The organism is Peribacillus sp. FSL E2-0159, assembly GCF_038643155.1.
Lineage (GTDB): Bacteria > Bacillota > Bacilli > Bacillales > DSM-1321 > Peribacillus > Peribacillus simplex.
The window spans coordinates 2,927,756-2,954,397 of record NZ_CP152053.1 but is presented as its reverse complement, the minus strand read 5'-3'; the positions used below and the strand labels follow the sequence as shown (position 1 = coordinate 2,954,397).

26 protein-coding genes and 1 pseudogene are annotated in these 26,642 nt (G+C 36.3%); 15 read left to right on the top strand and 12 right to left on the bottom strand.

Annotated features, from left to right (window positions below):
* Window positions 1-55: 55 nt before the first annotated feature.
* Both NYE63_RS14430 and NYE63_RS14425 read right to left on the bottom strand, forming a co-directional pair.
* A pseudogene (locus NYE63_RS14430) lies at window positions 56-139 on the bottom strand (TetR/AcrR family transcriptional regulator); the annotation flags it as partial.
* A 65-nt stretch (window positions 140-204) separates the two neighbouring features.
* Window positions 205-1,125 (bottom strand): SDR family oxidoreductase, encoded by a 921-nt coding sequence (locus NYE63_RS14425; RefSeq protein WP_342601602.1) that lies wholly within the window; start codon window positions 1,123-1,125, stop codon window positions 205-207.
* 1,467 nt (window positions 1,126-2,592) lie between these two features.
* Between NYE63_RS14425 and NYE63_RS14420 the strand changes: the two genes are divergently transcribed.
* Entirely contained in the window at window positions 2,593-3,165 is a 573-nt protein-coding gene (locus NYE63_RS14420) for a site-specific integrase (protein WP_194719377.1), read from the top strand.
* A gap of 608 nt (window positions 3,166-3,773) precedes the next feature.
* Here the strand turns inward: NYE63_RS14420 and NYE63_RS14415 are convergent.
* Window positions 3,774-4,484, bottom strand: a complete 711-nt coding sequence (locus NYE63_RS14415) for a diphthine--ammonia ligase (RefSeq protein ID WP_342601601.1) — start codon at window positions 4,482-4,484, stop codon at window positions 3,774-3,776.
* A gap of 427 nt (window positions 4,485-4,911) precedes the next feature.
* Entirely contained in the window at window positions 4,912-5,223 is a 312-nt protein-coding gene (locus NYE63_RS14410) for an effector binding domain-containing protein (protein ID WP_342601600.1), read from the bottom strand.
* A gap of 342 nt (window positions 5,224-5,565) precedes the next feature.
* Between NYE63_RS14410 and NYE63_RS14405 the strand changes: the two genes are divergently transcribed.
* From NYE63_RS14405 to NYE63_RS14380, 6 genes are all read left to right on the top strand, one after another.
* Complete coding sequence (locus tag NYE63_RS14405; protein WP_063233736.1) at window positions 5,566-6,240, top strand: GntR family transcriptional regulator; 675 nt, start codon at window positions 5,566-5,568, stop codon at window positions 6,238-6,240.
* 14 nt (window positions 6,241-6,254) lie between these two features.
* Entirely contained in the window at window positions 6,255-7,472 is a 1,218-nt protein-coding gene (gene lhgO / locus NYE63_RS14400; protein ID WP_342601599.1) for an L-2-hydroxyglutarate oxidase, read from the top strand.
* A gap of 29 nt (window positions 7,473-7,501) precedes the next feature.
* On the top strand, window positions 7,502-7,843 hold the full coding sequence (locus NYE63_RS14395) for a DUF3870 domain-containing protein (protein ID WP_251438000.1): 342 nt from the start codon (window positions 7,502-7,504) through the stop codon (window positions 7,841-7,843).
* A 327-nt stretch (window positions 7,844-8,170) separates the two neighbouring features.
* A complete protein-coding gene (gene glaH, locus NYE63_RS14390; protein ID WP_342601598.1) occupies window positions 8,171-9,109 on the top strand; it encodes a glutarate dioxygenase GlaH in 939 nt (312 codons plus the stop codon).
* Window positions 9,110-9,233: 124 nt separating this feature from the next.
* On the top strand, window positions 9,234-10,421 hold the full coding sequence (locus NYE63_RS14385; protein ID WP_342601597.1) for a recombinase family protein: 1,188 nt from the start codon (window positions 9,234-9,236) through the stop codon (window positions 10,419-10,421).
* Between the two features lie 126 nt (window positions 10,422-10,547).
* Window positions 10,548-10,763 carry a hypothetical protein gene (locus NYE63_RS14380; RefSeq protein WP_342601596.1) on the top strand — a complete coding sequence of 72 codons (216 nt, stop codon included), beginning with the start codon at window positions 10,548-10,550 and terminating at the stop codon, window positions 10,761-10,763.
* A 110-nt stretch (window positions 10,764-10,873) separates the two neighbouring features.
* On the opposite strand, the gene NYE63_RS14375 is transcribed toward NYE63_RS14380, so the two are convergent.
* The 3 genes from NYE63_RS14375 to NYE63_RS14365 form a co-directional block, all read right to left on the bottom strand.
* Window positions 10,874-11,224 (bottom strand): hypothetical protein, encoded by a 351-nt coding sequence (locus NYE63_RS14375; RefSeq protein ID WP_342601595.1) that lies wholly within the window; start codon window positions 11,222-11,224, stop codon window positions 10,874-10,876.
* Window positions 11,225-11,235: 11 nt separating this feature from the next.
* The gene (locus NYE63_RS14370) at window positions 11,236-11,382 is read right to left on the bottom strand and encodes a hypothetical protein (RefSeq protein ID WP_342601594.1); all 147 of its coding nucleotides are present in this window, start codon (window positions 11,380-11,382) and stop codon (window positions 11,236-11,238) included.
* Between the two features lie 125 nt (window positions 11,383-11,507).
* Window positions 11,508-12,113, bottom strand: a complete 606-nt coding sequence (locus NYE63_RS14365) for a hypothetical protein (protein ID WP_342601593.1) — start codon at window positions 12,111-12,113, stop codon at window positions 11,508-11,510.
* Window positions 12,114-12,423: 310 nt separating this feature from the next.
* Here NYE63_RS14365 and NYE63_RS14360 point away from each other — a divergent pair, with 310 nt between their 5' ends.
* Window positions 12,424-13,209 (top strand): hypothetical protein, encoded by a 786-nt coding sequence (locus NYE63_RS14360; RefSeq protein WP_342601592.1) that lies wholly within the window; start codon window positions 12,424-12,426, stop codon window positions 13,207-13,209.
* 116 nt (window positions 13,210-13,325) lie between these two features.
* On the opposite strand, the gene NYE63_RS14355 is transcribed toward NYE63_RS14360, so the two are convergent.
* The gene (locus NYE63_RS14355; protein WP_342601591.1) at window positions 13,326-13,757 is read right to left on the bottom strand and encodes a hypothetical protein; all 432 of its coding nucleotides are present in this window, start codon (window positions 13,755-13,757) and stop codon (window positions 13,326-13,328) included.
* 193 nt (window positions 13,758-13,950) lie between these two features.
* Between NYE63_RS14355 and NYE63_RS14350 the strand changes: the two genes are divergently transcribed.
* Complete coding sequence (locus NYE63_RS14350; RefSeq protein ID WP_342601590.1) at window positions 13,951-15,150, top strand: putative phage abortive infection protein; 1,200 nt, start codon at window positions 13,951-13,953, stop codon at window positions 15,148-15,150.
* A gap of 97 nt (window positions 15,151-15,247) precedes the next feature.
* Here the strand turns inward: NYE63_RS14350 and NYE63_RS14345 are convergent, their stop codons facing one another.
* Window positions 15,248-15,733 (bottom strand): hypothetical protein, encoded by a 486-nt coding sequence (locus NYE63_RS14345; protein ID WP_342601589.1) that lies wholly within the window; start codon window positions 15,731-15,733, stop codon window positions 15,248-15,250.
* A gap of 228 nt (window positions 15,734-15,961) precedes the next feature.
* Between NYE63_RS14345 and NYE63_RS14340 the strand changes: the two genes are divergently transcribed.
* Complete coding sequence (locus tag NYE63_RS14340) at window positions 15,962-16,789, top strand: hypothetical protein (protein ID WP_342601588.1); 828 nt, start codon at window positions 15,962-15,964, stop codon at window positions 16,787-16,789.
* Window positions 16,790-16,830: 41 nt separating this feature from the next.
* Complete coding sequence (locus NYE63_RS14335) at window positions 16,831-17,070, top strand: DUF4238 domain-containing protein (protein WP_342601587.1); 240 nt, start codon at window positions 16,831-16,833, stop codon at window positions 17,068-17,070.
* A gap of 772 nt (window positions 17,071-17,842) precedes the next feature.
* On the opposite strand, the gene NYE63_RS14330 is transcribed toward NYE63_RS14335, so the two are convergent.
* Entirely contained in the window at window positions 17,843-18,961 is a 1,119-nt protein-coding gene (locus NYE63_RS14330) for an FAD-binding oxidoreductase (RefSeq protein WP_342601586.1), read from the bottom strand.
* A gap of 172 nt (window positions 18,962-19,133) precedes the next feature.
* Between NYE63_RS14330 and NYE63_RS14325 the strand changes: the two genes are divergently transcribed.
* The 3 genes from NYE63_RS14325 (at window position 19,134) to NYE63_RS14315 (ending at window position 22,317) form a co-directional block, all read left to right on the top strand.
* Window positions 19,134-19,727: a branched-chain amino acid aminotransferase gene (locus NYE63_RS14325; protein ID WP_342601585.1), complete on the top strand. Its 594-nt coding sequence runs from the start codon at window positions 19,134-19,136 to the stop codon at window positions 19,725-19,727.
* Window positions 19,728-19,946: 219 nt separating this feature from the next.
* Complete coding sequence (locus NYE63_RS14320) at window positions 19,947-20,885, top strand: MBL fold metallo-hydrolase (protein WP_342601584.1); 939 nt, start codon at window positions 19,947-19,949, stop codon at window positions 20,883-20,885.
* A gap of 205 nt (window positions 20,886-21,090) precedes the next feature.
* The gene (locus NYE63_RS14315; RefSeq protein ID WP_342601583.1) at window positions 21,091-22,317 is read left to right on the top strand and encodes an MFS transporter; all 1,227 of its coding nucleotides are present in this window, start codon (window positions 21,091-21,093) and stop codon (window positions 22,315-22,317) included.
* Window positions 22,318-22,407: 90 nt separating this feature from the next.
* Here the strand turns inward: NYE63_RS14315 and NYE63_RS14310 are convergent, their stop codons facing one another.
* Window positions 22,408-24,015, bottom strand: coding sequence for an FMN-binding glutamate synthase family protein (locus NYE63_RS14310; protein ID WP_342601582.1), 1,608 nt, complete (start codon window positions 24,013-24,015; stop codon window positions 22,408-22,410).
* Between the two features lie 143 nt (window positions 24,016-24,158).
* Window positions 24,159-25,253 (bottom strand): sugar diacid recognition domain-containing protein, encoded by a 1,095-nt coding sequence (locus NYE63_RS14305; RefSeq protein WP_342601581.1) that lies wholly within the window; start codon window positions 25,251-25,253, stop codon window positions 24,159-24,161.
* Between the two features lie 242 nt (window positions 25,254-25,495).
* Here NYE63_RS14305 and NYE63_RS14300 point away from each other — a divergent pair, with 242 nt between their 5' ends.
* Window positions 25,496-26,641, top strand: a complete 1,146-nt coding sequence (locus NYE63_RS14300; RefSeq protein WP_342601580.1) for a glycerate kinase — start codon at window positions 25,496-25,498, stop codon at window positions 26,639-26,641.
* Window position 26,642: the final 1 nt, after the last annotated feature.

The following is a 26,642-nucleotide window of genomic DNA, read 5'->3' as shown; positions in this document are numbered from 1 at the left end:
CAAGTGTCGCCTGCGCTTCTTCCATGGCTTCGCGAGCAAAGTAAAAAATCTCTTCTCTAGATTTGAAATAGTGGTAGGAAAGACCTTGGCTAATACCGGCCTCAGCAGCAATCATACTCATTTTTGTTCCTACGATTCCTCGGTGTGCAAAACTTTAAGACTGCAATGTCATGAATGTTATTATGTTGAGGTTCATCTATAGGACTACTCTTTATCAATCGTGTCCGAGCACTGGATCTGTTCCTTGCTTACTTCCCACAAACGCTTTGCCGAGTCCATGTTTTGAGCGGGTACAGAGGGGATTGTAATTTGCATGTCGGTGTAATAACGGCCATTGTGACTGGTAATTTCGTCTGAGTCCGCCAACCATACCAAAGTTTCGGCACCTTTCTCAGGGCTTCGGGAGAATATCTTCATCACGGACATGGTCAACCGGGCCAATAGTCCGTTGTTCTGGTTAAAGTTCGTTGAAACTAGTCCAGGATCAAAGCAATGAGCTGTGACTCCGGTTCCCTCCAGTCGCCCCGCCAATTCAGCGGTGAATAAGATGTTGGCGAGCTTTGTTTCCGCGTAGCGAAATGTAGGGCCGCCAACGAACTTTTTGGGAAAGCTATAGAGATGCTCAGCGCTGAGATCGTCAAAATCAATCCCCTTCTTGGCCATCTTGTGACCGTGGGATGCGGTTGTGATTACTCGTGATTGCTCACTTTCCTTTAATCGATCAAGGAGCAGTGTCGTAAGCAGGTAGGGTGCTAGATGGTTGACCGCCCAGGTCATCTCCAATCCGTCGACAGTTAGTTGTCGAGTTTCGAACAAGGCGCCGGCATTGTTGATTAAGACATCCACTTTCGGGCACCTAGCCAGAATTTCGGTAGCAACCTGACGTATTGACTGCTGAGAAGCCATGTCTGCTAGGAACACATCCACTGTGGTGCTATTTCCGGTTAACGCCTTAATTCGATTCACTACTTCAGTCGCTTTAGTCTGATTACGCGCGACGAGTCCCAGGTTTGCGCCTCGAATTGCGAGTTCTTTGGCTGTGGCCAGCCCAATGCCGCTAGTTGCCCCGGTAATCACGACGTACTTCCCTTTCACTGTCCACTTATTCGTAATTATACTCTCCATTGTTATTAAACCTCTATCCCTGAAAATTTATGAATGAACAATTCATTCTTTAGCAAATAAACGAACTTCATTATTTATTTTTTGCGAACCATCAACAGCAATTTTTCTTCTCCATCCTAATATTTTACATAACTTCGGAAGTGCTGTGTTTAATACGCTTGCAGTTATTATAACTGTCGCAACTATCTGAAACGGCTCAATTGATTGTGATATCAAGTAGCCAGGATAGGTCGTACGGGTTCGTAAGGACATGATCCCGTGAACTAAACTGTCCGCCCGTCCCCTACCTAATCACATATAGCTTCCTATTCACTGTGCAAAAAGCAGTTACAGCGAGAGCGGATTCATCTTTTTCATTGTTCCCGTGGAGGACACCTAATTTTGAAATAGGAATTATCATCATTGCTTTTCTAGTCGGCCTGATCAATAGACCAATACGATTGCAGCGGTTAGCTCAGCAGAGAAGCTCTATCAAACAAACACAACTTCCAAGATGTATAAAATTACGTTTCACCTAAAAGGATTGTTTTCAATTATAGGTGCTGCACTTGGTTTAATCCCATATAGACCGTATACTTCGTCTATTGGTTTTTTAGAAAGTACAAAAATATCTGATCTAGTAGCTTTAATTATCAGAGGAGCGCTTTTCACTTTACTTGGATTTGTGCCTGTGTTAGTAGCCTTATTTTTGACAATTCCTGTTAGGAAAGGGAGTGCTGTCTTATTTATGGCCTATATACAATTATTCGGTCCCGCTGCATAATATTCAATTTAATTCTAAAATGATATACCGAATTGCTACTCCGACACTTTTTGGTATCTTTATTATGAACATTCATGCGGAAGTGTTCGCTACTATTCCTATATATATTCGTCCCCTTATCGGTAATGGTCTGCTAATGGGCGTACTTATAGATCTGGCTCAGGAATGTTTTGTGGATTGGTCAAAATATAAATGGTTGGAATCAAGGTACTAGTGCTGCATTTAATAATATTAAAGGCCGATAATTCCTTAACAGGGATAATCGGCTTTTTTAAACCGAAATATCTCTTCGTGTATGTTTTCCGCATTCCCTAAATAAATGGGGTATCCAGACATTATAAATAATGAGTAAAAATATAGAGAATTTTAATATGCTATGTTTTCGAAAAAAAAGTAGAAAAGACAAGAAAAACGAGCTTCATATTTAGCTTTTAATGAGGTTGTTTTAAATCACTAGAGTCATTGGTCTAGATTGCATTAAAACGTCTCTATTAAACCTTTAGGGGTGTCATTTGATGTTGGTATTATTTTGTAGTAGATCGTCTAATATTATAAGAATATTCTGAATGTAACAAAGGACCTGTATTGATACATTCGAAAACGCTTTAAATCAAGGTTTATAAGGGTATCAAAATTTATAAAACTTGCCTTTTTTTCACCTGTTCCCGTACAATGAAAGAAGGGGAAAGGGGAATGAGCCATTCATGCAAGCAACCTCTCAAAGAATTAAAAATGTCCAGCCGATACGCCGGTTGGATCATATAGAAAAGATGAAAAAGTCACTATTAAAATATTGCAGCTACAGGGATTATATGATGTTTTCAATCGGGATAAATATCGGGTTACGGATAGGGGATCTTTTACAATTGAGAGTGAAAGATATTCTTGAGGGGACACATATAGTCATTGTTGAGCAAAAAACTGATAAAATTAAGCGGTTCCTTGTCAATCCTCAACTTCGTAAGGAAGTAAGGAAATATGTCCGGAAATCGAATCTGAAAAATGAACAGTATTTATTTCCAAGTCGAAAAGGTAATGGTCCAATCACTAGGGTACAGGCCTATCGGGTCCTGAACAAGGCAGCAGAAATGGCAGACATTCCAGATGTCGGTACACATACCCTTCGAAAAACCTTCGGCTATTTGCATTACCAAAAATTCAAGGATATAGCTTTACTGCAACAAATCCTTAATCATTCCAATCCAAAAGATACGATGATTTATATAGGACTCACACAGGATTTAATGGACGAAACGTTAATGGATTTCTATTATTAACAGAACAGGACGAAGTACAACTCCTGTATTACTCAGTATTTTTATATTGATATCACAGTCCTGTAATAAGGAGTTATTCCAGATTAAACATTATTTAGATATATGAATGGGTAGAGAAAACTGTTATTTTTGGTGTGGAGAGGTGAAAGAAAAAGAGATTCACCGTTCAAGGCCTGTCGGAATGGGATACGTCTTTTACTAGGGAAATCGACCTTACTGAGAGTTTTGGAAATTATAAGAATTTGGTGAGGTCCTTATCTCGACCGAATGACTTCTCAAAATAGACTAGAATTTAGTCTTTTTTTTGTTAATATCATCCTATGCTAATGCTTGGATGAAATCACTCAATTTCTTATCAATACAATATATTAGAAACATTTAGTCTGCTAAAATACTGTTATTCTACTTTTTGAACAAATAATGTAACAGATGTTACAGGAGTGAAGACGTCTTAGCATGTAGTTACTATAATAATATTATGTTAACTTTAATTAAAAATTTTACTACTGTCAAATGACTCATCATATGAACTGACCCCAATTGTTAGAGAACTGTAATAATTGGGGTGCAGTATTGTGCTCGCAAGGAAAATGGATAATTAGTTTCAGTTAAAAGGTACCCATATCCGCCATCTGATCTAGCTCCAGAGGTAAAAAAGCATATTCTCCGTCCTTGATAATCTCACATTTACGAACTGGGATTGGATGTTTAAAAATTGGCCCGTCTATTACTGTGGTATGAAACTCTCCACCTTCTCCGCAGGGGTCAATGCCGCGAATTTCAAGCTCCTTCACGTATTCATGGGTTAACCTTCGTCCTAAATCATCCTCTCGCATTCCCAATGATAAATTAACGGTTACAATGATCGTTACAAATCCTAGATTCATGAACTCTTCGACAGCTTCACGATGGTTCATTTCCCATAAAGGCATCCCAAGCTTCAATCCAGCATTCTTCGTAACCTTATCATGCCAACAGCCATGGGCAGGCATATCCAAGTCACCAGTTACTAACACTTCAGCTCCTTGATCTTTAGCATTTTCTAAAAGGCGCATAAATACTTTTTCATAATCAGTCCAACTAGCAGCTGCAGTATAAACAGGCAAACCTATAGATTCAGCTTGGGCATGTATAAGTTCCGGAGGCATTCCATGGGACCTGGAACGTTTTCCTTCTTCCTCCAGCATGACTATCAGCCCTACCGCTTCTCCAATATTAATTGCTTTATATAAGGCTAAAACACTATCCTTTCCTCCGCTAAAAGAAGCTATGAATTTATGCCCGCGAACACTATTTTTCCAATCGATTACTTCTGTCATCCATATTTTCTCCTTTATTCTAATGATTTTTTGCCAATTTCATATTTTACATATGACCTTTTATAACTATATTTGTTTGATTTTATCACGGTTGGAGCTTTCAGATAAGATATTATTGCAGCCTGATAAAAAAACTTGATGAAAAAAAGAGAAATTCATCTCAAAGAAACTATTTCTTTATCAACAGAGACAAGATAATTTTGCAAAAGGAGGATTATTTCAAATCCCTGGTGAACAAGTCAATAAAAAGGCATGAGCCCGGTAGGTGACCGGGTTTCATGCCCTTAAGGCTAGCTAAATAAAGTTTCAGCTTTTATGGGTTTCCTTCACATAATAGGTTCTTTTTATAAAATTGTAATATGTATTTCCACTTTTCCATCAGGATAATACTTTTCAAAATCCAGACTATATTTTCTGTTCAATTTTTTTATTCTTCTAACTGCCATATCTTTTTCCAAGTTTCACCTAAAGAATGTTCATCTTGTAAACATTCAAACACCGTGTATTCTTGATCTGGAATGATGAATTTTCCATTCGATACAGGGGCTTCAGTGGCTACAGCTAACGTATAATCTCCACGATAGTTACTTTCGTACTGATGGTATATCCCATATTTCATATCATTTTCAATATTAAGTTCATTTGTTTTGCTCCAAAGGGATCCGATTTTCTCGAAAAGATCCTTATCCGAGAAATTATTAGTCCTTATTTCGCCAATCATGTAGACTTCTTTGCTCATTAACTAGCAACTCCTCATTTGTATAAATTTGGATATCGCATCGATGATATCACATTCAAAAAGGATGACCAGATTCTTTTGGTGCAAGAGTAATTTTGGAGGTTGGTTTTGTCTTTAGTTCCTGCTTTGGAATTTGTGAATTGAACAATACAAGGTTGTTTAAATAGTTAAATATAAATGGGTAGCCCAAATTATTATCAGATGTGAAGTAAATGTTTACCTAATGTATTGTATCCAGAATTTTTTAAATTGGATACAATATATTTAATTTTCAGTATTGTAATCGCTTTATATAGTTGATATAGTTAAAATTGTATCCAATATCGAAAGGTGGACGCTGAATTGGATAATGCAAATTCTAAAAGAGATAAATCAACAATCGTTAAAAATGTAACGAAAAGCCTTAGGAAAGCAATTTTGAATGGGACGTTGAAAAAGGGGGAGCGACTCATCCAAGAGGAGTGGGCCGATCGCCTGGAAGTAAGCAGAATGCCCATTCGTGAAGCCCTTACACAGCTTCAAATGGAGGGGTTGGTGGAAATGGTTCCTCATAAAGGAGCAATCGTTACACCGATTACCCGGGATGATATAGAAGAAATTTATCATACTAGGTCTCTGCTTGAAGGTCTTGCAGTAGAAAAATCGCTTCCTTATTTAACAAAGGAGGATAAAGAAAAATTAAAGGGTATTTTGATTGAAATGGAAGGAATTCAGTTATCTGATGAAACCAATGAACATTATATCCTTTTGAATGCGGCTTTTCATGAAACCCTCCGAAAAGGGTGCCCATGGCCAAGGGTTCAAAAAATGGTAGAAACGCTGGGGATTTCACCCATTGCGCCGAATTTGCTGATTGATTATTATCCAGAAACGCAACGGGAACACCGGATGATATATGAAGCGGCACTAAGAGGGGATCCTGCAGAACTAAGGGCAGCAGTAGAATTTCACATCTTACGGACGAAGAATAATTTAATTACGTATATGGAGTTGCTGAATACTAAAAATCATCAATAAAAGGAGTGTTAATTGTGTATGATTTCGCAATTGTTGGTGGGGGTATAGTAGGATTATCGACGGGAATGGCACTTTATCAGCGTTTTCCTAATGCTAAAGTGATAGTCATTGAAAAAGAGGCTGTTGTTGCAGATCATCAAACGGGGCACAACAGCGGCGTCATCCATTCAGGGATTTATTATAAACCAGGCAGTTTCAAGGCACGTTTTGCTCGTCAAGGAAGCAAATCAATGACGGAATTCTGTCGGATGCATGGAATTGAACATGATATCTGCGGTAAGGTCATTGTTGCAACAAAACCAGAAGAGTTACCGCTTCTAGATGATTTATATTCACGCGGTTTACAAAATGAGCTAGCTATACAAAGAATCGGTGTGGATGAATTAAAGGAAATTGAACCACATGTTAATGGACTTGGTGCGATTCGCGTCCCGCAAGCAGGCATCGTCAATTATCGTCAGGTAAGTGAAAAGATGGCGGATATCATCCGAGGCAACGGCGGTGAAATCAAGCTGAATACAAAGGTAGAGAAGATTGACGAGGATTTAGATGAAGTCATCATCGACACCAACAACGGTACAATAAAGGCAAGGGTGGTCATTAATTGCGCAGGATTGCACAGTGACCGTATCGCAGCAGCTGCGGGGTATAAAACTGATATGAAAATTGTCCCGTTTCGCGGTGAGTATTTTAAATTGAAGCCTGAAAAGCGCTTCCTAGTCAATCATTTAATTTACCCGGTACCTAACCCGAAATTCCCATTTCTGGGGGTTCATTTTACGCGGATGATTAGTGGGGAAGTAGATGCCGGTCCCAATGCTGTACTAAGTTTCAAACGGGAAGGTTATAAGAAAACCGATTTCAATGCGAAAGATTTAACTGAAGTTTTAAGCTATAAAGGTTTTTGGAAGCTGGCTAGTAAATTCATGAAGGAAGGGATGGATGAATATGTCCGTTCTTTTAGTAAAAAGCAATTCACGAAAAGCCTGCAGGAGTTAATTCCGGAAATTCAAGAAGATGATTTAATCCCTGCACCTGCGGGAGTCCGGGCACAGGCGTTACAGGATGATGGTAATATGGTGGATGATTTTCATATTATAATGGGAAAACGGACCATTCATGTTTGTAATGCACCTTCGCCTGCAGCAACAGCATCAATTGAAATTGGAAAAGAGGTTGTTAACCGCATTCCGGAACAATCACACTTATTGGAAGCTGCATTGACAAAATAAAATTCGTTAAAGAGAGAGGAAGAAGTCTCATGTTCAATGGTAAAACAATTTTCATTGCAGGTCATGCACGTTTACCTCAAGGAATGGCAGCTAAAAGTGTCTTTGAAACATTGACCATCACTGCAGAAGTCGATGCTAAATACGGGGTTGTCCTGGAAGCTTCTTGTACATTGGCAACAGAGCATGGCCGCGAATTCATTGGGCGTTTATTAAAAGGGATCAGTTTAAATGATGGTGTTGATGATGCGATAGAATCGATTCAATCATATTATCGGGGGAAAGCAGCTAATGCATTGATTGCTGCCTTGAAGGACCTGGATCTCCATTTTCAGCAAATTAAAGCAGGAGAAAAAACGAAACTACCAAGTTAGGAATATGATTTTCAGAATAATTTGTAAAAAGTGTTGACAAATATACTAAAAAACGTTTTAATGTAATTAAGCCAATATTTTGACATTAACACCTTTTGGAAAATACCTTTCCAGAATCGTGTAAAGATCTTAATAATTGGAAACAGGAAAAATAAATCATACATAAACTGCATATTCGCTGTGACTCTATTTGCATAGAGCAGTGAAGTGAATATAAGCCAGTTGTACAGTTGGATTCCTATTTTATTTGGGGATCATGTGCGACTGGCTTTTTATATTTCCCGTTACCTTTGTCACCTATATTACAAATAACAGGAGGAATTATTCATGAGCATTGCAGAAAAAAAGAGAGCAAAGTTTGAAAGGAAAACAGAAAAATACGAGGTGAAAGTTCACCCTCAAACCAGCCGTTTATATCATATTGAAATTTCAAAAGAGGCAATTGCCGCTTTTTTAGAAACCGTATCGAAGGATAATCAGTCTGTTCAACATCTGGAATATACACCATATGCACGACTCATCGTTGCATCATATCTATTGGATCAAGTGGGGGAAGACTTTGGTGAAGTGCTTCGGAACATCGTTCATGATCGGGAATCCGGCGGCTTCACCCTCGGCTTGGAGGGCGTAACGGAAAATACAGATGAATATGTCATTTTTGCAACGGCGATTTCATACTTGCTGGGAACTCCAAACCATGATGCCATGTCAGGAAAATATTATGCCCGCTTTAGTGTTCAAGACACGGATAGCAGTGATTCGTATTTGCGTCAGGCTTATCGATTATTTACCCTTCATACGGACGGCACTTTTGTAGATGAACCGACGGATTGGTTAATAATGATGAAGATGATCGAACAAAATGCACGCGGTGGCGAATCACGTTTATTGCACTTAGACGATTGGAAAGAGCTTGATATGTATGTGAATCATCCATTATCCAGCCACAAATTCAATTATAAGGCTCCAAAAAGCAAGAACATTGATCAGGAGATTGAAAGATTGACTTTCTTCAATCATAATAACAAACCTGGTATATGTTATATCGATCAATTCGTTTATCCTGAATCAATCGAACAAGCCAAATACTTACGCGATTTATCCAATTCATTAGAAAGCGATGAAAGTGTCCTTGAACTGGAATTGCCTGTTGGAGATTTAGTTGTCGTAAATAATATATTCTGGCTTCACGGACGCGCTGCATTTGAAAAAGATCCAAACCTGAACCGTGAATTACTTCGCCAGCGCGGAAGCTTCAATCAATAGTTTCATTTTGTAAACCCAAATTTTTTTTCATCCCCAAATACCATTTTAAGATAAATGCTTTTCAACCCAAGGGTTGGAAAGCAATTTATCTTTTTTTTGGTTCAGTAAAAGAATAATGTTGTTAATGGAAGTAAGAAAGAGGGTCTCTACTTGTAATCTTGAACTGACGCACGTGTTGAGAACCTATGAAAATATCAAGCACGTGGCTGTTTATTTGCGGTTATCTCGTGATGAAGAAAATCGAGGCATTGAGGAAATGCTCGCCAGTCACAAACATACATTAACGGAGCTTTGCAAACATAATAAATGGTCATTTGAAACTTTTGAGGAAATAGCATCAAGTAAAACGATTGAAAAACGAAATAAAATGGTGGAATTGTTGGAACGGATACCACAAAATCATTTTGATGCTGTTGTAGTAATGGATATTGACCGCTTATCAAGGAATGAGTTTGATTCCTCAGATATTAAAAGAATATTATTCACTTCAGGAACTTCAATTGTCACACCTTCAAAATTTTACAATTTATCCAAGGACGAAGATAATTTGCTTTTGGGAATACAATCGTTGGTGGCTGCCCAAGAATACAAGCAAATTTTAAAACGTATGCAACAAGGGAAGTTGTACGCAAGTAAACAAGGCCAATGGATGAATGGGATTCCTCCTTTAGGTTATGACAAAAATCCAAAAACGAAAAAGCTAGAACCCAATGATAAAGCTGATGATGTAAAATTTATTTATAATTCTATAGTTGAAGGTAAAACAGTATCTGATGTTTACCACCAATTAAATGAGATGGGTGTTAAAACACGAACAAATGGCAAATTCTTTTACAATTCCATTGTTAGGATTGTAAATAATGAAGCATATAAGGGAACTATCATTAGCAACCGAACAATTGGCAGACACGATGCAATCCGTCCAAAAGAAGAATGGATAGTTGTTGAAAACGCTCATCCAGCAATTATTGATGAAGCTATTTGGGAGAAAGCTAATACGATTGTTAATACATATTCTTTTTCCGCTCCGAAAAGTAAAAATAAGATATATCCAACCACTATGCTAATTTTTTGTGGTAATTGCGGGAAACCCCAAGGATGTAATGTTGCACCAACTGGGAAAACGTATATAAAAATTTGTGTTGTTTGTAAAAACAGGACATTTCAATATAATCCCGTGTTGAAAATCATAAAAGGGGAAATAGTGAAATATCGTCAGGACGTACTGGCTTCGATTGTAGGCGTAGAAGAAAGCAATATAGACAATGATACGGATTACAAAAGAAAACAACTAGAAACGCAAATACGCTAATCTACCCAAGCATTAGACAACATCGAGATACTTTTTGAAGAGAGTGAAATAAATCTTCAGCAGTATCGTGAAAGAAAGTCTAAAAGAAAAGCGCAACTGGAACAATTAAATCTGGAGCTTGATAAATTGGAGCAAGAAACTCCCAAAGACCGAATAACGGATTTATCAGAAGTGTTGAAACAAGTTGATTATTTGCTGGGTAATTGGCAGTGTCTTGACGGAGAAGGTTTAACAGATGAAGAAGTTAATCGTAGCTTACACTACATAATTGAGCGGATTGAATGGACTTATAGCAAAACAGATGAAGAACCATCGCTTGAAGTAATATACAAAATAGGATAACCGTTAATCAACCGTAGTGTTATAAGCTACGGTTTTAAATTTGTGTTCATATTGGATTAATTATAACCGTAAAAAAGCACCGAGCTCGTCAAAACTGGTGGTCGTATGTATCAATCTAAAAATTCAAACCGATAGCCAGATGAATGTTTTTGGCCTTTTTTTAAATAATTGTAAACATTTTGTCGTGAAATATTTAATTGTCTGCCAGCCTCAGCTGCTGATTCAAATTCAAATCTTTCAAAACCTCTAATGGCAACAATTGGTCTTTTTTTACTTGTATTTATGGAGTTGATAATAATGGAACATGATTCACACAAAGGTAATCTTTCATGTTGAATATAAGTATAATATCTTTTTTTAGTTGTACCATCACAATCAATATTACAGCATTTAGTGATGATTTTGGTTCCAGCGCCTTTATGTTCTTCATAAGAAACAATATCAAAACCACAAATATTCATGTTGTTTTCAATCATTTCATGCGTGATGCCATGTTTTTTTGCAATAAATGATTTTCTTTAGCATGTCTAACATTAGGGATATGAAGCGTTAACTCTTTTTGACATCCGTTAAGGAATGACGCATGATATGTTTTCACTATTAATGGTATTTTCTCCATTTGGTTGCCTCCGTATAATTCAAAATATAATATTGCTATTATACTTTAAATATACGGGGTTGGCTTGTATTACTAGCGTGTTTTTTGTTAGTTCTAATACTAATGTATGGAAATATAAAATAACATCAGCTTGTCAAAGCTTGTAATTCTGTTTCACTTGCTGTTTTTAATTCTGGAACAATCAAACGAATTGCTTCAATATCATCTAGGGTGGTGTACAACAATTTATTACCGTGTCCTAAATGTCTTTCGATAATTTCATCAGCAATGTATTCTTTTTGCACTTTGTGAAGTCGTACATAATAAACTTTTGAATTTTTAATCAAAAGCTCATGTTCACTTTGTAGCTTTTCTATGTCTGTTAATTCTTCTTTTTCATTGGTGTTGCTAGCTGGTTTTGCTACTACATCTTTATTCTTTTCCGATTTTTTCTCGCTTTTCTTAACTTGTGTTTGATTAGCAGGAGCTTTCTCAGCGTTCTTAACTGCTTTCTTTTCAAGTGGGGCATCTACAATTGTTGTTTTAACGATTGTTATTTCACCATTGACTTCAATTACAGACACATTTTCTTCAAGGACAAATATCGAACGCCCAAAACCTTTAAGCTTGGTAGTTTCGATGTTTTGCTCTTTTAATATTTTCTTTAATTTGTATTGTGATAAGTCAAATAAAAGTCCTAGGTCAATGATTTTGTAATAAACTTTTCCAGAATAAATAACTCGATTTAACATGAAAATTCCTCCAAAAAATTTAATTTTTTATTTTATAGAAGGTCCTGTACAGGGACTTGTTTTGCTTGATGGAGAGATTGTATTGAATCGAAAGCTGTTTGTTATGCAGATTTTGTGACAAATTTGCGAACAAAATAAAATACGCTTAGCATAGCGCTAGCGTATTCTGTATAGTTTTTATTGGAATGTATCGGAAATGGATTACCTTGTGAAGCTCGACTAGTAGTGCGGTTTAGTGAAATTATTCCTATTACTATGAAACTAGTTATTGGTATAATGGGAGAAAAAGTTATTTTAAGGAGATTGCTACATGGAAATAAAAGAATGGGCTCCTATAGTATCTGCTACAGCTGCAGCTATTGCTTCAATTGGTTCTTGGTATTCAATATACACACAGGGGAAAAGGGATAAAAAAAGTAAAGAAGCTATTGTGGTGCCTGGCATTAAAAATATTGAAACTATGATAAAAAATATTTTAAGTGATTGGGACGTGGAAGAACCTTTGCCGAAAAAATTTAGTAAGACAACAATACCTATGTGGAATTATGGAACGACACCAGTATTTAATATTAAATATTGCTTTGACATAGAAAATATCGAAGATTTCCTACATATAGAACATGAACCCCAACTTTTTGATGATTATAAATTTGTGGTTACTAAAGAGGATTCATCTTACACGCTTCTTCTTTCATATGAAAATATAAATGGTAAGAAAGGACATCTCACAAGTAAGATTGTTCCTTATCTTCGAGATTTGGACTCAATCCAGGCCAATACAAGTTCACAAATAATTCTCCCTGATTACTTTATAATTTTATTAAATCATTATTTTCTTAATTCAATGGACCATGAAAACAAGAAACCATTTCTAAAATTAACTTTTATGTATGACGACATTAATTTTAAAACATGGAGAAAAGAATTTAGAATTTTCATTCCAGATAGCTTTAATATGAAAGAATATAAGCTTTCAACAGGTTTCCATTATGAAATTATACAGAAAAAGAAAAAAGTAAAAAGGTTGACTGTCCAACAAAATAATAAAAGAATTGAAAAAGAGCGGAGAATGTATGACAAAGCATGGAAAATTTAAAAATAATAATTTTTTCCCTACGTCAATAAGACACCAAACTAAAATAGTTTGGTGTCTTATTGTAAGCAAAGAAAAATGACGTGCTAAAATAGCACGCCTTTATTGAATATTAATATTTAATCTTTTTTGTCTTTTTTTGCTGCTTTTCTTTCTGCTTCCACATATTCTCCAGCAGCATCTTCAAATTCTTTTATTATTTCTTGCAATTTAGGATTTAACATTGTAGTATCCCAAACAGTTGTGCTTGGACCTTTGCCAAGGAAATCTTTGAAATATTGATAATCGGTTTTTGTTTTCAATGTTTTTTCAATTGTCTGCTCGTCTGCCTGGTCATCTGGTTGTTGATAAGTTGCCCCGCCAGTTATATCCCCATTAGGAATCTTTTCTTCAGGGGCTTTCTCAATATAATTGTAAATTGATGTTGAATAATTGTTTTGTTGCTGTTTTTTCTCGGCACCAGCAGCCAATTTAAAAAATATCCAACCTGAAGCCATATTGGCAATAAAAGTGCCAAAAAGTGCAATTAAAAATGTTTCCATTACTCCCATTTCTTCACCTCACATATACCTTTCGACAAAATAGGAGTATATTCCTGTATTAAACTGAAGTTTAATAATGAATAAATACCAATTTACCGTAGCTTATCAAGAAGTGCAGTGAAATTAATCCTATTACTATTAAACTAGTTATTGGTAAAATGGAAGGGAAATCATAAAAAGAAAAAAATAGGGGGAAGTATGTTTGGAGTCCAATAATGATAACAAAAAAATAAAAAAAGAATCTTTTATTATTTTAGTTGGAGCGATTATCGCAGGTGTAGCAATCTTAGTTCCATTTTTAATTATGTATGTTACTAATCACAATTTTAAATTATCCAGCTTTGATGAGCTAGGAGTAGTAGGGGATTTCTTTGGTGGAACTACTGTTGGGCTGTTATCTTTATCAAGTATTATTTTTGTAACTGCTGCAATTATAATGCAAAAAGAGGAGCTGGAATTACAAAGAATTGAAGTAAGAAAAACAAGAGAAGAATACGAAATAACTAATAGAACTATGAAAAGACAGCAATTTGAGACTACTTTTTTTAATATGATAAATTTACATCATAATATACTAAATGAGATAAAAATTGATACCAGAAAAGGTAGAGATGCAATTCAACAAATGCATGGAGATTTAAAACTTTACTACTCTAATCCAGTATATAGAAAGTATAGTGAGGATTTAAAAAGAGAAGCCTTAATGGGGGATAAATTGCTTCTTGAAGATTTAGTTGAAAAAGTATTTATAGATTATTACTTAAGTTTATACATAGATGAGTTTGATGAACATTTTTACCCTAACTTTGATGAAAATGGAATTGAAGATACCAGTGAAATAGATGAATTTCATGATTCTTTAGAAAATGGTACAAACGAAGAATGGAACCGTAGAAAGAAAGAACATTTAAAATTCTTTGAAGAGCATATAAAAGGAAAACCGAGGATGTATGAGACAGAATTGGAAAAATTAAATTTTAATCTAGTTGTTGACAATATTTCAAATGGATATGTAAATAAATTTAAAGAAAATTTTATTAACAATCCTTTAAAAGAATTAAAAACATTTGCATATGAAGAAATTTATAAAGAAAAAGAAAATAGTATTGGACATTATTACAGAAATCTTTATAGATTGGTAAAGCTTATACAAAGCGAAACTTTTGATACGAATAAAGAAGTAAATGAAAATGAGAAACGAAAATATAGAGGGATTCTCAGGGCACAATTATCTTCTTTTGAGTTATTGATGATATTTTACAATGTTGTATATTCCGAGAAAGGTGAAAAATTCAAGGAAATACTAATAAATACTAATTTCTTTGATGACCATTTAATAACGGAAGATTTCATCTGGAAAAATGATATTGAAGAGCTTGCTAAGCTAGACCCTGCAAACTGAGTATTCTCAGGAAAAAGCTGTAGTAGCCCGTGGTTAAAGCCGAATTAATATAGTAAAGCTATAAAAGACCGCCCAGTGAATCAGCTAGGCGGTTTTATTATCGATACAACTGTCCAAGTTTTTTATTTATTAATTTTTTTATTACTTCTGCAATGCAATAAATAGCAGGAAGAAGAAGCAAAAACCATGAACCCAAAATAATATATGATTTATAAGTACAGCTTATTATTAACATCCATATGCCTAAATAAATTCCAAATGGTCCATGTATAGTAATCTGGAAATTTTCGATATAAGGTAAAACCTGAATGGTTTTAATTATTACTCCAGAAAGTATAAGTATAAAACCCAAAAAAATTAAAAACGGAACCCACATATCTATATACCGCATAACAATATTATTATAATTTAAAAACACTTCTGGTATATTTTTTATAAATGTTCTAAAATCTTCAATATTTTCAAACAAATTAATAAAACTATTTATCATTAAATAATATAATAAAATTAACCAAAGGTATTGAGGTATTACATACAAATTCAACTTTCTAAGTTGATTAGTTACTACACTGCTAATATCCATCTAATCCTCCCATTCTGAATATATCGGTCTTAAATATATTTCGACAAAGGGAGACATTTTCCTTTAATAAGTTGAAATACCGATGAAATAATAATACAAATTTATTTTTACTACCGTAGCACATCAACCAGTGAGGTTTAGTGATATTAATGCCATTAATATGAAATTAGTTATTGGTATAATAGGGGAAATTAGTATAACTAGAGTGAAATTTGAGGAGGAAAAGTTTTGGATGTAAAAGAATCGGCTGAAATCCTTATCGCGCTTTTTGGGATGGTAGGTACTGTAGTGGCTGCAATTGCTGCTTGGCTCTCTGCAAAATCTGCAGAAGTCTCATCAAATTCTGCTAAGAGGCAATTAGAAGAAATGATTCAGCAAAGAGAGGACTCCGTAAGACCTGAGCTCTTTTTCAATAATGAAAAATATGGATTAAGCTTTCATAAGAAAATGGGGATTGGAGTATTTTATAAAAATAAAAAACTTTTGAATAATAATCATTTTGATACTAATTTATATTTACGTATTAATAATATTGGTGTAGGTCACGCGAAAAATATTCAAATTAAATGGGATTTTGATTTATCTTCAAGTATTGATTTTATTAAACTCTATGATAAAGATAACAATTATATTATTGAATATAAACCAGGTATTAGTTTGGATTTAAATGAGAGTAGCTCTATATATTTAGATAAAGAATTTGAAAGTTCTTTACCTATATTTATTAAGAATGAAGATTATAATATTCCACTTCCAAACTCTTACACTAGAATTCTTTCGATTATTATTCATGTATTAATGGTCGAACATAATTTTAAGGTAGCTGCTGAAAAATTACCAAAATTAAAATTTACAATTTCTTATTATGATGTTTTAAATAACAAAACAATAAAAGAGTTTGATATCACTCCTGAAATTACTTTTTCAACTGGTTCAATGGAAGAAAATGAAATTAAGGAATATGATTTAGAAGCTTTAATTCAAGTTAATGAAATCATCAAACCTAAAAGATTGGATGAACATTATGGAACTGTTGGTATTATTGATTGCAATTAAAATTTAGTAAAGAAAAAATTTTTTTCCTGGGAGGTTTTTGATTGAGTAAAGTTAAGAATGAGCACTATGTACCGCAATCATATCTAAAAGCGTTTGCTAATAAAAAGGAACAGATTTTTGTTTACGACAAAATAAAAAAATGTTCCTATGTAAACAAAGTAAGTCAAGTTGCTACAGAAGGTAAATACTTTGATATTCCTTTAAACAAGGATGTTATTATCCCAGAAATAGAAAAAATGAATGACGAACAGTTAATTGCTTATTATTCCTTTAGGCGTTAATGTTTCCAAGGTCTTAAACTATTTAGCGGGTAAAGTTTATTTGGATGCTAACAACATACTTCTAGCATTTCCTCATCCATCTGGAGGAAATGGTCATCGACATAAGCAATTTGCAGCAAATAAAGAGCAAATGAAAATGATGTTACAGCACTATTTTTCAAAGTAAATGACCATTGGTTAAGGAGGAGGGCTTTATGCTCAATGAAACTTTATATAGGTATTAAAGGCTGGGAAACATTTGATTAGGAATTCTTTAATTCATCTAATAGTGTTAAAAGTAAAATTAACTATTTACTAGTGATATTTTGGAGATTATAATAAGAACAAATGTTCTTTATTATAGGAGGCATTAACATGGATGAACTAGAGGAATTTTTAAAATCACTTACGATTGAAGAGTTAAAAGTTATTTATGAAGAAGTACGTGGACCTGATATCAATAAATAGATGAAAAAAATTTGAAATAGAAGATACTTATTTTTTCATTTCATGGAATGCAATAATTTCCTTTAGAGAAAAAACATTTCGTATAAACGATGTTTGCTGCGCAAGCAAATATTGTTCAATGGTACATAGATAATTGCGGTAGTTTTGAATTGATGAATTTGTCAAATTCCCACAAGAATGTCCTGTTCGAAAAATTAAGATTTTATAAATCAAGGACCCATTAAAGGTCCTTGATTTTTTATGAAAGGACCATTTGAAAGAAACTGATCTGGGTAATTTTCAGATCATTTTTTCATCATTAAGCCAAAAGGTAATGATTTGGAAGTTATGTGAAAAGTGCACCTCTTACATCATAATTTTCTATATCGATTTCAATTTTTCTATCAAGTGCTAGTTTTGCCAAAAGGGAGCCCAAATAGGGGCCCATTGTTAAACCTGAAGCTCCAAGACCATTGGCTACGATTATGCCTTCCCAGTCAGGTAAAGGACCCATGACCGGAAGGAATCCCGGGGTGAATGGCCGAAATCCAACCCTAGCTTCAACAAACGTACTATCTGTCAAACCGGGAGCGGTTTGCAAGGCTTTGTTGAAAACCTCCTGCAGCCCTCCTGCGGTCATTCGGTTATCGAATACTTCCATATTTTCATGAGTCGCCCCAGCAACGATTTTATTATTATCGAAGGCCAAAAGATATTGATCACTGGGAGGCATGACTACAGGCCAGTTATTCGTATTTTCATTTGGCGTTTCCAGATGGATGATTTGAGCCTTTTGGAAGGTGACTTGAAAATTCACCCCCAGTGGTTTCAGTAATTCCGGTGCCCAAGCGCCAGCACAAACAATCACTTTATCAGCAGGAATGAATTCATCTCCAAGTGTTACACCTGTCACTTGTGCACCGTTATATGAAAGTATAGCCTCACCATACATAAGTTTTGCACCGTTTTTTTGTGATGCCCGCAATAAGGAATCACGCAGTGCGCGTCCATCGACCCGCGCGGCACCACTCACGTGAACGGATGCGTATTCACTGGAAAGAGGGGGGAATAAAGCACTTGTTTCCTCTGCGGAAAGTAATGTAATCGTCCCGATCTCCGGTGCATCTTCTTTCCGTTTTGCCGCACGGTTCTTCATGGCATTCAGTTTATCTTCATCTGTATGTAAACTTATGGCCCCGACTTGGGAATAACCAGTCTCAGTTTCCCCGTCCCGTTCAAGTTCTTCAATTAAACCGGGATAAAAAGCTGCACCATTTTTGGCAAGGAGATACCAAGCTTGGTTGCGCCTTTGCGATATCCACGGGCAAACAATTCCTGCAGCTGCAGATGTTGCTTGCCCGACATCTTGGCGGTCAATAATAATTACTTCAGCCCCATTTTTAGCCAACTGGTAGGCAGTGGAAGCTCCCAAAATTCCGGCACCAACTACAATGATTTTTTGCATATTCAACATCTCATTTCTCTCGTATGTATAAACGCATACCATTACTATATCGAAGACACGAAATGATTGCCACAACCGATATTGTAATTTTTTTCACAAAGTTATTTTATCTATAGTGAATATGCTATGATTGAAATTGTGAGAGCTTGAAAAGATACTAGGAGGACATATCATGTTAAAAAAACAAATGGAATCATACATATCAAAATCCGTAATTGAAAAAAAGGTTGAGTTATTTAAAGAAGAAAAGAATTATGTAGAAAAGCATAAATTAATTGCCGATGATATCATTATAGTGGAAAAAGAAAATGCTTCCCGTTTTACAGATGCTTATATGGAGCGCAGTAATAAAGAGAGCGAAGAATTAATCTCTGAAGAGAACTCTTCATTTTTATCACAACCAATCGAGTATTTGAAAAAAAACAAAGATGAATTCCTTTACTTTGAATCACATTGGTTCGAATTAATCGGTGTTGAGGCACTTTCGTTAGAAGTGGATGATGTTTTCGGTACATATAACGCGATGTTCGGATTGAAATTCCAAAAAAAAATGGGAGAAGCTTTAAAAACGTATTTAACTAAGGAACTTCAAGAAGGAATTGGGTCGTTCAGTTTAATGTTTAACCAGGGCGATGGGTTATGGGATGTGAATTTTGCCTTGGATAACATAAAAGGGTTTCGAGAAGACATGTCATTAGGAGAAGGTTTTAATTTGGTCTATCATTTTCTTTTTATCCTTGTTCAAACAATCGAGGAAGGTATGTAAAACGAAGTGCCGTCATTAATTATAATGGCGGTTTTTTTATTTCTTGAGTTAACTAATGCCCCCTCTGGATATTGATTAAAGGAACTTGAAAGAATTCGTCGAATTGATTAATGATATACCTTTATTTAACAAAATCATAGGTTTATTTTGAGTGTAGTATTTGGTAATTTTTTGTTCGTGAAAATGAAATGAAAGTTACATCGGAAGGGGAAGTTATACTTGCTGAATGAATTGAAAGTTACTCAAGTTACCATCCCAATGCCTTTTAGGTTGGATCATGTCCATTGTTTCCTCGCAGAAGGTGAAAAAGGGTGGACAATCATTGATGCAGGATTAAATAATAAAACGACAAGGGACTTATGGACCCCAATCATCGAAAAACACGATATTACCGATATTATCATCACCCATTATCACCCAGATCATTTCGGGTATGCAGGTGCATTACAACAACTGACCGGTGCGGATGTTTGGATGACACAAGTGGATGAACATGCGGGAACTTCGTATTGGGAAGCGGATTCGCTGAATCTGCTTAAAGAAAATTATATTGCATGTGGTATGGAAGGCGATGTAGCCGTCGCCTTATCCAGTGACGAAAGCGGGTTCATGCCACAAGTAAAACCCTATCCTACCGTAAATCATCATCTTGAAGAAGGAATGAAGCTGCATTTTGGCAAATATGAGTATGAAGTGATTTTCACTCCGGGGCATTCTGATGGTCTGATTTCCTTATACAATAAGGAAAAAAGTGTCCTTTTCTCGACAGATCATATATTGCCCAGGGTATCTCCAAATATTTCTTATTGGTTTAAAGGTTACAGTAACCCATTGGAAGAGTTTTTTACTTCTTTGAAAACAATACAAAGGCTGGGCGTTGAATATGTCATACCTTCACATGGGAAACCATTTCAAAATGCTAATAAAAGAATTGTTGAATTGTTGGATCACCATCAGGACCGGTTGCTTGTAATTCATGAAAACATGAAAGAGCCGATTTCTGTAAAAAGTGCTTGCCATATCTTATTTGGAAATCTGCCCATTCACGAAACCAGGTTTGCTGTTGGTGAAACATTGGCTCATCTTGAATACCTTCTTTTGAATGACCAATGCAGAAAGTTTAAACGTGATGGCAAATGGTATTATCAATCCATTTGATATATTGAACATTGATTCTAGCTCATGTCATATGAGCTTTTTTTGCATTCAAAAACAAGTCACACCGTCTTAAATATACTAGTTAATGAATAAGTTTAAACGGTTTTGTTTACTTAAAAGGAAAAAATGTTATGATTATTTTTAGATTATTATGAATATTGAATCGATGGAGTGCGCTTACTGAAAACAGGTTGGGAGTTTTGAGATGAAAACCACATATATGAAAACCGCATCAGGAGTGTATATTAATTATTTCCTGTTAGGTATGGTCAATATCATGCTTGCATCGAATATGTCGTATTTAACGGAGCAATGGGATACAGATAATGCCGGGGTAAGTTATATCATCGCAGCTATAGGAGTGGGGAAATTACTTACATATGCATTTACGGGATATTTATCAGATAAAATCGGGCGAAAACCATTAATTATTGCTTCATCATTGGGGATGGGTATCTTCTTGATCGGTATTCCATTATCACCAAATTATCATTTGGCTTTTGTTTTTGCCATACTTGCAGGTGTTGCTAATTCGTCAATGGATGCAGGTTCATATCCAGGTTTAACAGAGCTTTTCCCAAGAGCTGCCGGTTCTGCAAGTGTACTGGTGAAAGCATTCATGTCTGCTGGAGCATTTCTTCTCCCGTTCATGATTTTATTTTTCTCGAATCATGAGATGTTTTATGGATATGCCTTTTTTATTCCTGCTGCTATTTATCTATTGAACTTGATGTTTTTATTCACCTTTTCTTTTCAAAGTTCGAATATGTATAAGGAAAAACAAGTGGACGATTGTACCGGGAGCAAGAAATTCATTTCAGAACCGGTGTTACGTAAAGAGGGACTTGCTCTCGTGATAATCGGTTTCACATCAACAGGATTATTCACAGTTTCACAGATATGGCTTCCGACTTATGGGCAACAAGCTGTGGGCATGACGATGGCCAGTTCCATCAAATTGCTAAGTTATTATAGTTTAGGGGCGCTTATTTCTGTATTGGTTTTATCCGTTTTATTAAAAAAGATCGTCCGGCCAATAACGGTAATCATGATTTATCCGATCATAACTTTTATTTCAAGACTTACGATCCTTTTGGTAAAGGTACCGGTCGTCGTTTCCATCACAGCATTTTTCATCGGACTTTCCACTGCTGGGATCTTTCAATTAGCCATTACGATAATGACGGAATTTTTCTGGAGGAAAAAAGGAACAATGACCGGTATCGTGGCAACGGCTGCTGGATTGGCTTCTATAGTTATGCCGCTTGTAACGGGGTGGATGTCGAAAAGCGGGAATATATCAATCATCTTCATATTTGATGCATTCCTGTCTGTAACTGGTTTTATAGCTGCAGCTTATGTTTATTACCGCTATGGAAAGCTGCTGGGTAATGGAAAAGTGGAGACAGGGGATATTCGTTTACATGCTTGATACATTTCGGAACTTTTACAGCAATCTATAATGAATTCATTGATTGATAAAGAGAAAACCACCGCCCAAGTTTGATGGGCGGTGGTTTTTTCATTGCCTAGCTCCTATTTGTCCCTTAACTTCATTCATGATATCTTCAAGGGATGTGACAATTCCTTTATCGTCCTTATAGCTAATATGCTTAGGTTGAAAATGGATAGGCGAGTCCAAACCAGCAGCGGCTGAGATTCGAAATAGTCCTTTCCTAAGGGTAACAAGAAAGTTGACCACACGATATTTCTTTTCATCGATGACAAGTGCCTTTTGCAAATCCGGATCAGTGGTTGCTACCCCGACAGGACAAGCATTGGATTGACATTTCATCGTTTGTATACATCCAATGGCAATCATGAAACCTCTTGCTATGTTAACAAGGTCGGCTCCCATGGCTAGAGCTATCGCTATTCTATCAGGAGTGAACAATTTACCGGAAGCGATGATTTTAACGCGATTGCGGACACCGTATTTTTCCAGGGTCGATACTAAAATCGGCAAAGCGGATTTTAACGGTAATCCTACGCTATCTATCAATTCCTGATAAGAAGCACCCGTGCCGCCTTCACCGCCATCCAATGAAATGAAATCCGGACCTTTCCCGGATTCTTTCATGTAGCTAGCAAGCTCTTCAACACTGTCATTGCCGCCAATGACCATTTTGATGCCGACTGGGATGCCAGTATGGTCCCTGATTTTTTCGATAAAATCGCACATGGATTTCACGTCATTGAATTGATGAAACCGATTCGGACTATCGATCGCTTTGTATGGAACGACCTTCCGGATCTCGGCGATTTCCGGATTCACTTTTTCAGCATCGATATGCCCTCCGCGAGTTTTGGCACCCTGAGCCAATTTGATTTCGAATGCTTTGATTTCTGGTATTTCACTTTTTCTTTTTAACTCATCCCAATCCATTTCGCCGATACTATCACGAACTCCAAACATGGCTGGACCGATTTGCATGATTATATCGACACCGCCGATTAAATGATAAGGAGAAAGACCGCCTTCCCCTGTATTCATCCACGTTCCTTTTGCTAATGCCAATCCCTCAGAAAGGGCAGTGATTGCGTTCTTCCCTAAAGAACCATAACTCATGGCTGACATGCCGATAAGTCCTTTTAAACGAAAGGGATTCTTAGTGTTTGGGCCGATGATCACGGCATCTTCATCATCCAATAAAAATGCAGAGGATTCTTCATCTCCCCATTTTTCTTCACGCTGTGAGAAAAGCGGATCCTTCATTAAAATGTATCTTTTAGTCGTCACTTTTGTTTCTCGATCGTATTTTTCTTCTTCGGCCAATTTGGGGAACATGCTATTCTTAACAAAGAAGCCTTCTTCATCAAAATCCCGTTTTGAACCAAAACCTATGACATCCCGTAAATATTTTGAACTTTTCACCATATGTTCATAGTCATCCCGGGAAAAGGGTTTTCCTTCGTTATCACTGTTAAACCAATATTGGCGCATTTCAGGCCCGATTTTTTCCAGAAAGTAACGTATTCTTCCAAGCACGGGGTAGTTTCTTAAAATTGCATGATGCTTCTGCGTGCGGTCAAAGATAATCATATAAAGTAATAGAAAAACCAAGACAATGATGATGATGAAGATAACGGTAAATCCAATGATAATTAAAAGGTTTGCGATGCCGCTCATTCAATCCCTCCTGGTATGCAAAAAATTCATGTATTATTAATTTACTCGGTACCTCGATCAATTATACAGAATTCTAATGCAAGGCTTTAATAGGGATAGAACGAAATAATTTTATTTGGCATTCTTGTTCTTACAACATCTTTTCAACTTCTCTTTATCGATTGGCTTACCCAAATGGCTAACTGTAACGTTATGGCATCATGCAGCTCTTGTGGATTATATCCGGTAATTTCCTTGATTTTTTTTAATCGGTATATAAGGGAGTTACGATGGATATACATTCTTTTTGCACATTTCCCGATATTTAAGTTACTAAGGAAAAATTGTTGCAGTGTCTCGATCAACTTTTCAGATAAGCTTCCTAGTATTCTTTCCTGGAATTGCTGTTTCGTCCGCTCATCTATTCTTTCCAACAGTGCCTTTGTTTCCACATCAGTATATATCGTTAAAGCTTGATTGACTTCACCTAGTAAAAGTGCTGATTCAGCTTCCCGGAAAGAGTGGCAAATGTATGATTCCTTTTCCACAAGAGAACCCAAACCGATTCGTATAACAAAGCCTTTTGCTTTTAATTGTTTGATGACTGCATCCAGTCTTTGGTCGATGTTATTTTCAGTAAGCGCCGAAGTGAGAATGAAAACTCGATTCACATTCAGGGACCCAAAAAGGGCGTGTTGTGTGCCAAAAACAGTTTCCGTCATTTGAATCAGCTCACTCTTATTTAACGGATTTAATTTCATTTTCATCACCCCCACCTGATAGGGAGCTTCTAATTTCATTCCAATCAGTTCAAGTCTCTGATCAATCGAATACTGATTGATCTCTTCCTTTAGTAAGTCTTCAAATACCAATTCTTTCAAGTGTTGTTTCCATTGGAGTTGTTCCGCCATAGAAGCTTGATGAAGCATCATTTCCGTAATCATTTTCACCAATTTCCCGAATTCCAAGAGTTCTGTCGGATCACCGGTGATCCCGATAACGCCAATAATTACATTTTGAAAATTAATAGGCAAATTAATTCCTGGAAGGACCCCCGTCCATTGATGACGACCCTTTTCGTGAATGATTAAAGGCTTTCCCGTTTTTAGTACTTCCATTGCCCCAAAATGCAATTGGTCGATGCGTTCACGATTTCCGGAAGCAATGATGGTTCCTTTATCATCCATAATATTAATATTTCTGTTAAGTCTATTGGTGGTTTGTTTGACAATTTCCATTGCAATTTCTTGGGTTAACATACAAGTCATCCTTCTAGAGTTTTTTTATTTGGTTATCCAGTTCGCGATAACAGAATGGTAATCACATTTCATGCAACAAGCTATGATTTATCATGAAAAAGGGGATGGTCGATAGTGTAAACCTCTAGCTATCTTATAATTTAGGAAGTTGGGAAAATAACAGAAAATTTTCTGGATGAATAAAATATTTCCGAAGATTATAATTAAATTAATATAAAAATATATTCAAAGGGGACCTGAGCATGAAAATCGTAATTGCACCAGATTCCTATAAAGGAAGTTTGTCAGCATCAGAAGCTTCCAAAGCAATCGAGCGAGGAGTCAGGAAGGCACTGCCGGATGCGAAGACAGTATTGGTTCCTGCAGCCGATGGCGGGGAAGGTACTATGGATAGCCTTGTTGCAGCTACAAATGGTCGAAAAGTTGAAGTGACTGTTAAAGGGCCTTTACTTCAAGACGTTCAGGCAGCATATGCTATCTTGGGCGATCAGGATACATGTGTGATTGAAATGGCCAGTGCATCCGGTCTATGCCTAGTCGATCCAGATGAGTTGAACCCATTGATTACTACTACATACGGGACAGGGGAGCTTATTCAAAAAGCATTGAATGATGGCTGTCGAAAGTTCATTTTAGCGATTGGCGGAAGTGCTACCAATGATGGCGGAGTTGGAATGCTCCAGGCTTTGGGAATGAGGGTGTTTGATGAAGAGGGTAAACCGCTGGGATTCGGAGGTGCCGAATTATCTCGGATATCAGAAATTAATACGGAGGATTTTGATCCCAGAATAGTAGATTCCGAGTTTTTGATTGCCTCGGATGTCCAAAATCCGTTAGTCGGTCCCGATGGTGCATCAAGTGTATTCGGACCTCAAAAAGGAGCGACTCCTGCCATGGTTGAAATGCTTGATAAAGCTTTAACATCATGGGCTGATTTAGTGGAAATCAAAACAGGCATACACTTGCATGATAAAGCAGGTGCTGGTGCTGCAGGTGGAATTGGAGGTGCATTTCAAGCCTTTTTCCGTGCACAAACAAAAAGGGGCATTGATATTGTTATGGAGTATACAAAACTGGGTGAAAAATTGTCCGATGCCGATTGTGTCTTTACCGGTGAGGGCCAAATCGATTACCAGACTGCTTCAGGCAAAACACCAATGGGAGTCGCACAAGAAGCCAAAAAGCATGGTATCCCCGTATTTGTTTTGGCTGGATCGATCGGAACAGGTATTGAAGTTTTATATGACCATGGAATAACTAGTGTTCATAGTATGGTGAACGCACCTATGCCTTTAAAGGAAGCTATGGAAAGAGGAGCTGAATTGTTGGAAGTTTCAGCCGAACAAGTCATGCGGACTTTTTTGGCAGCGATTAAAAATAGGGGGTAAT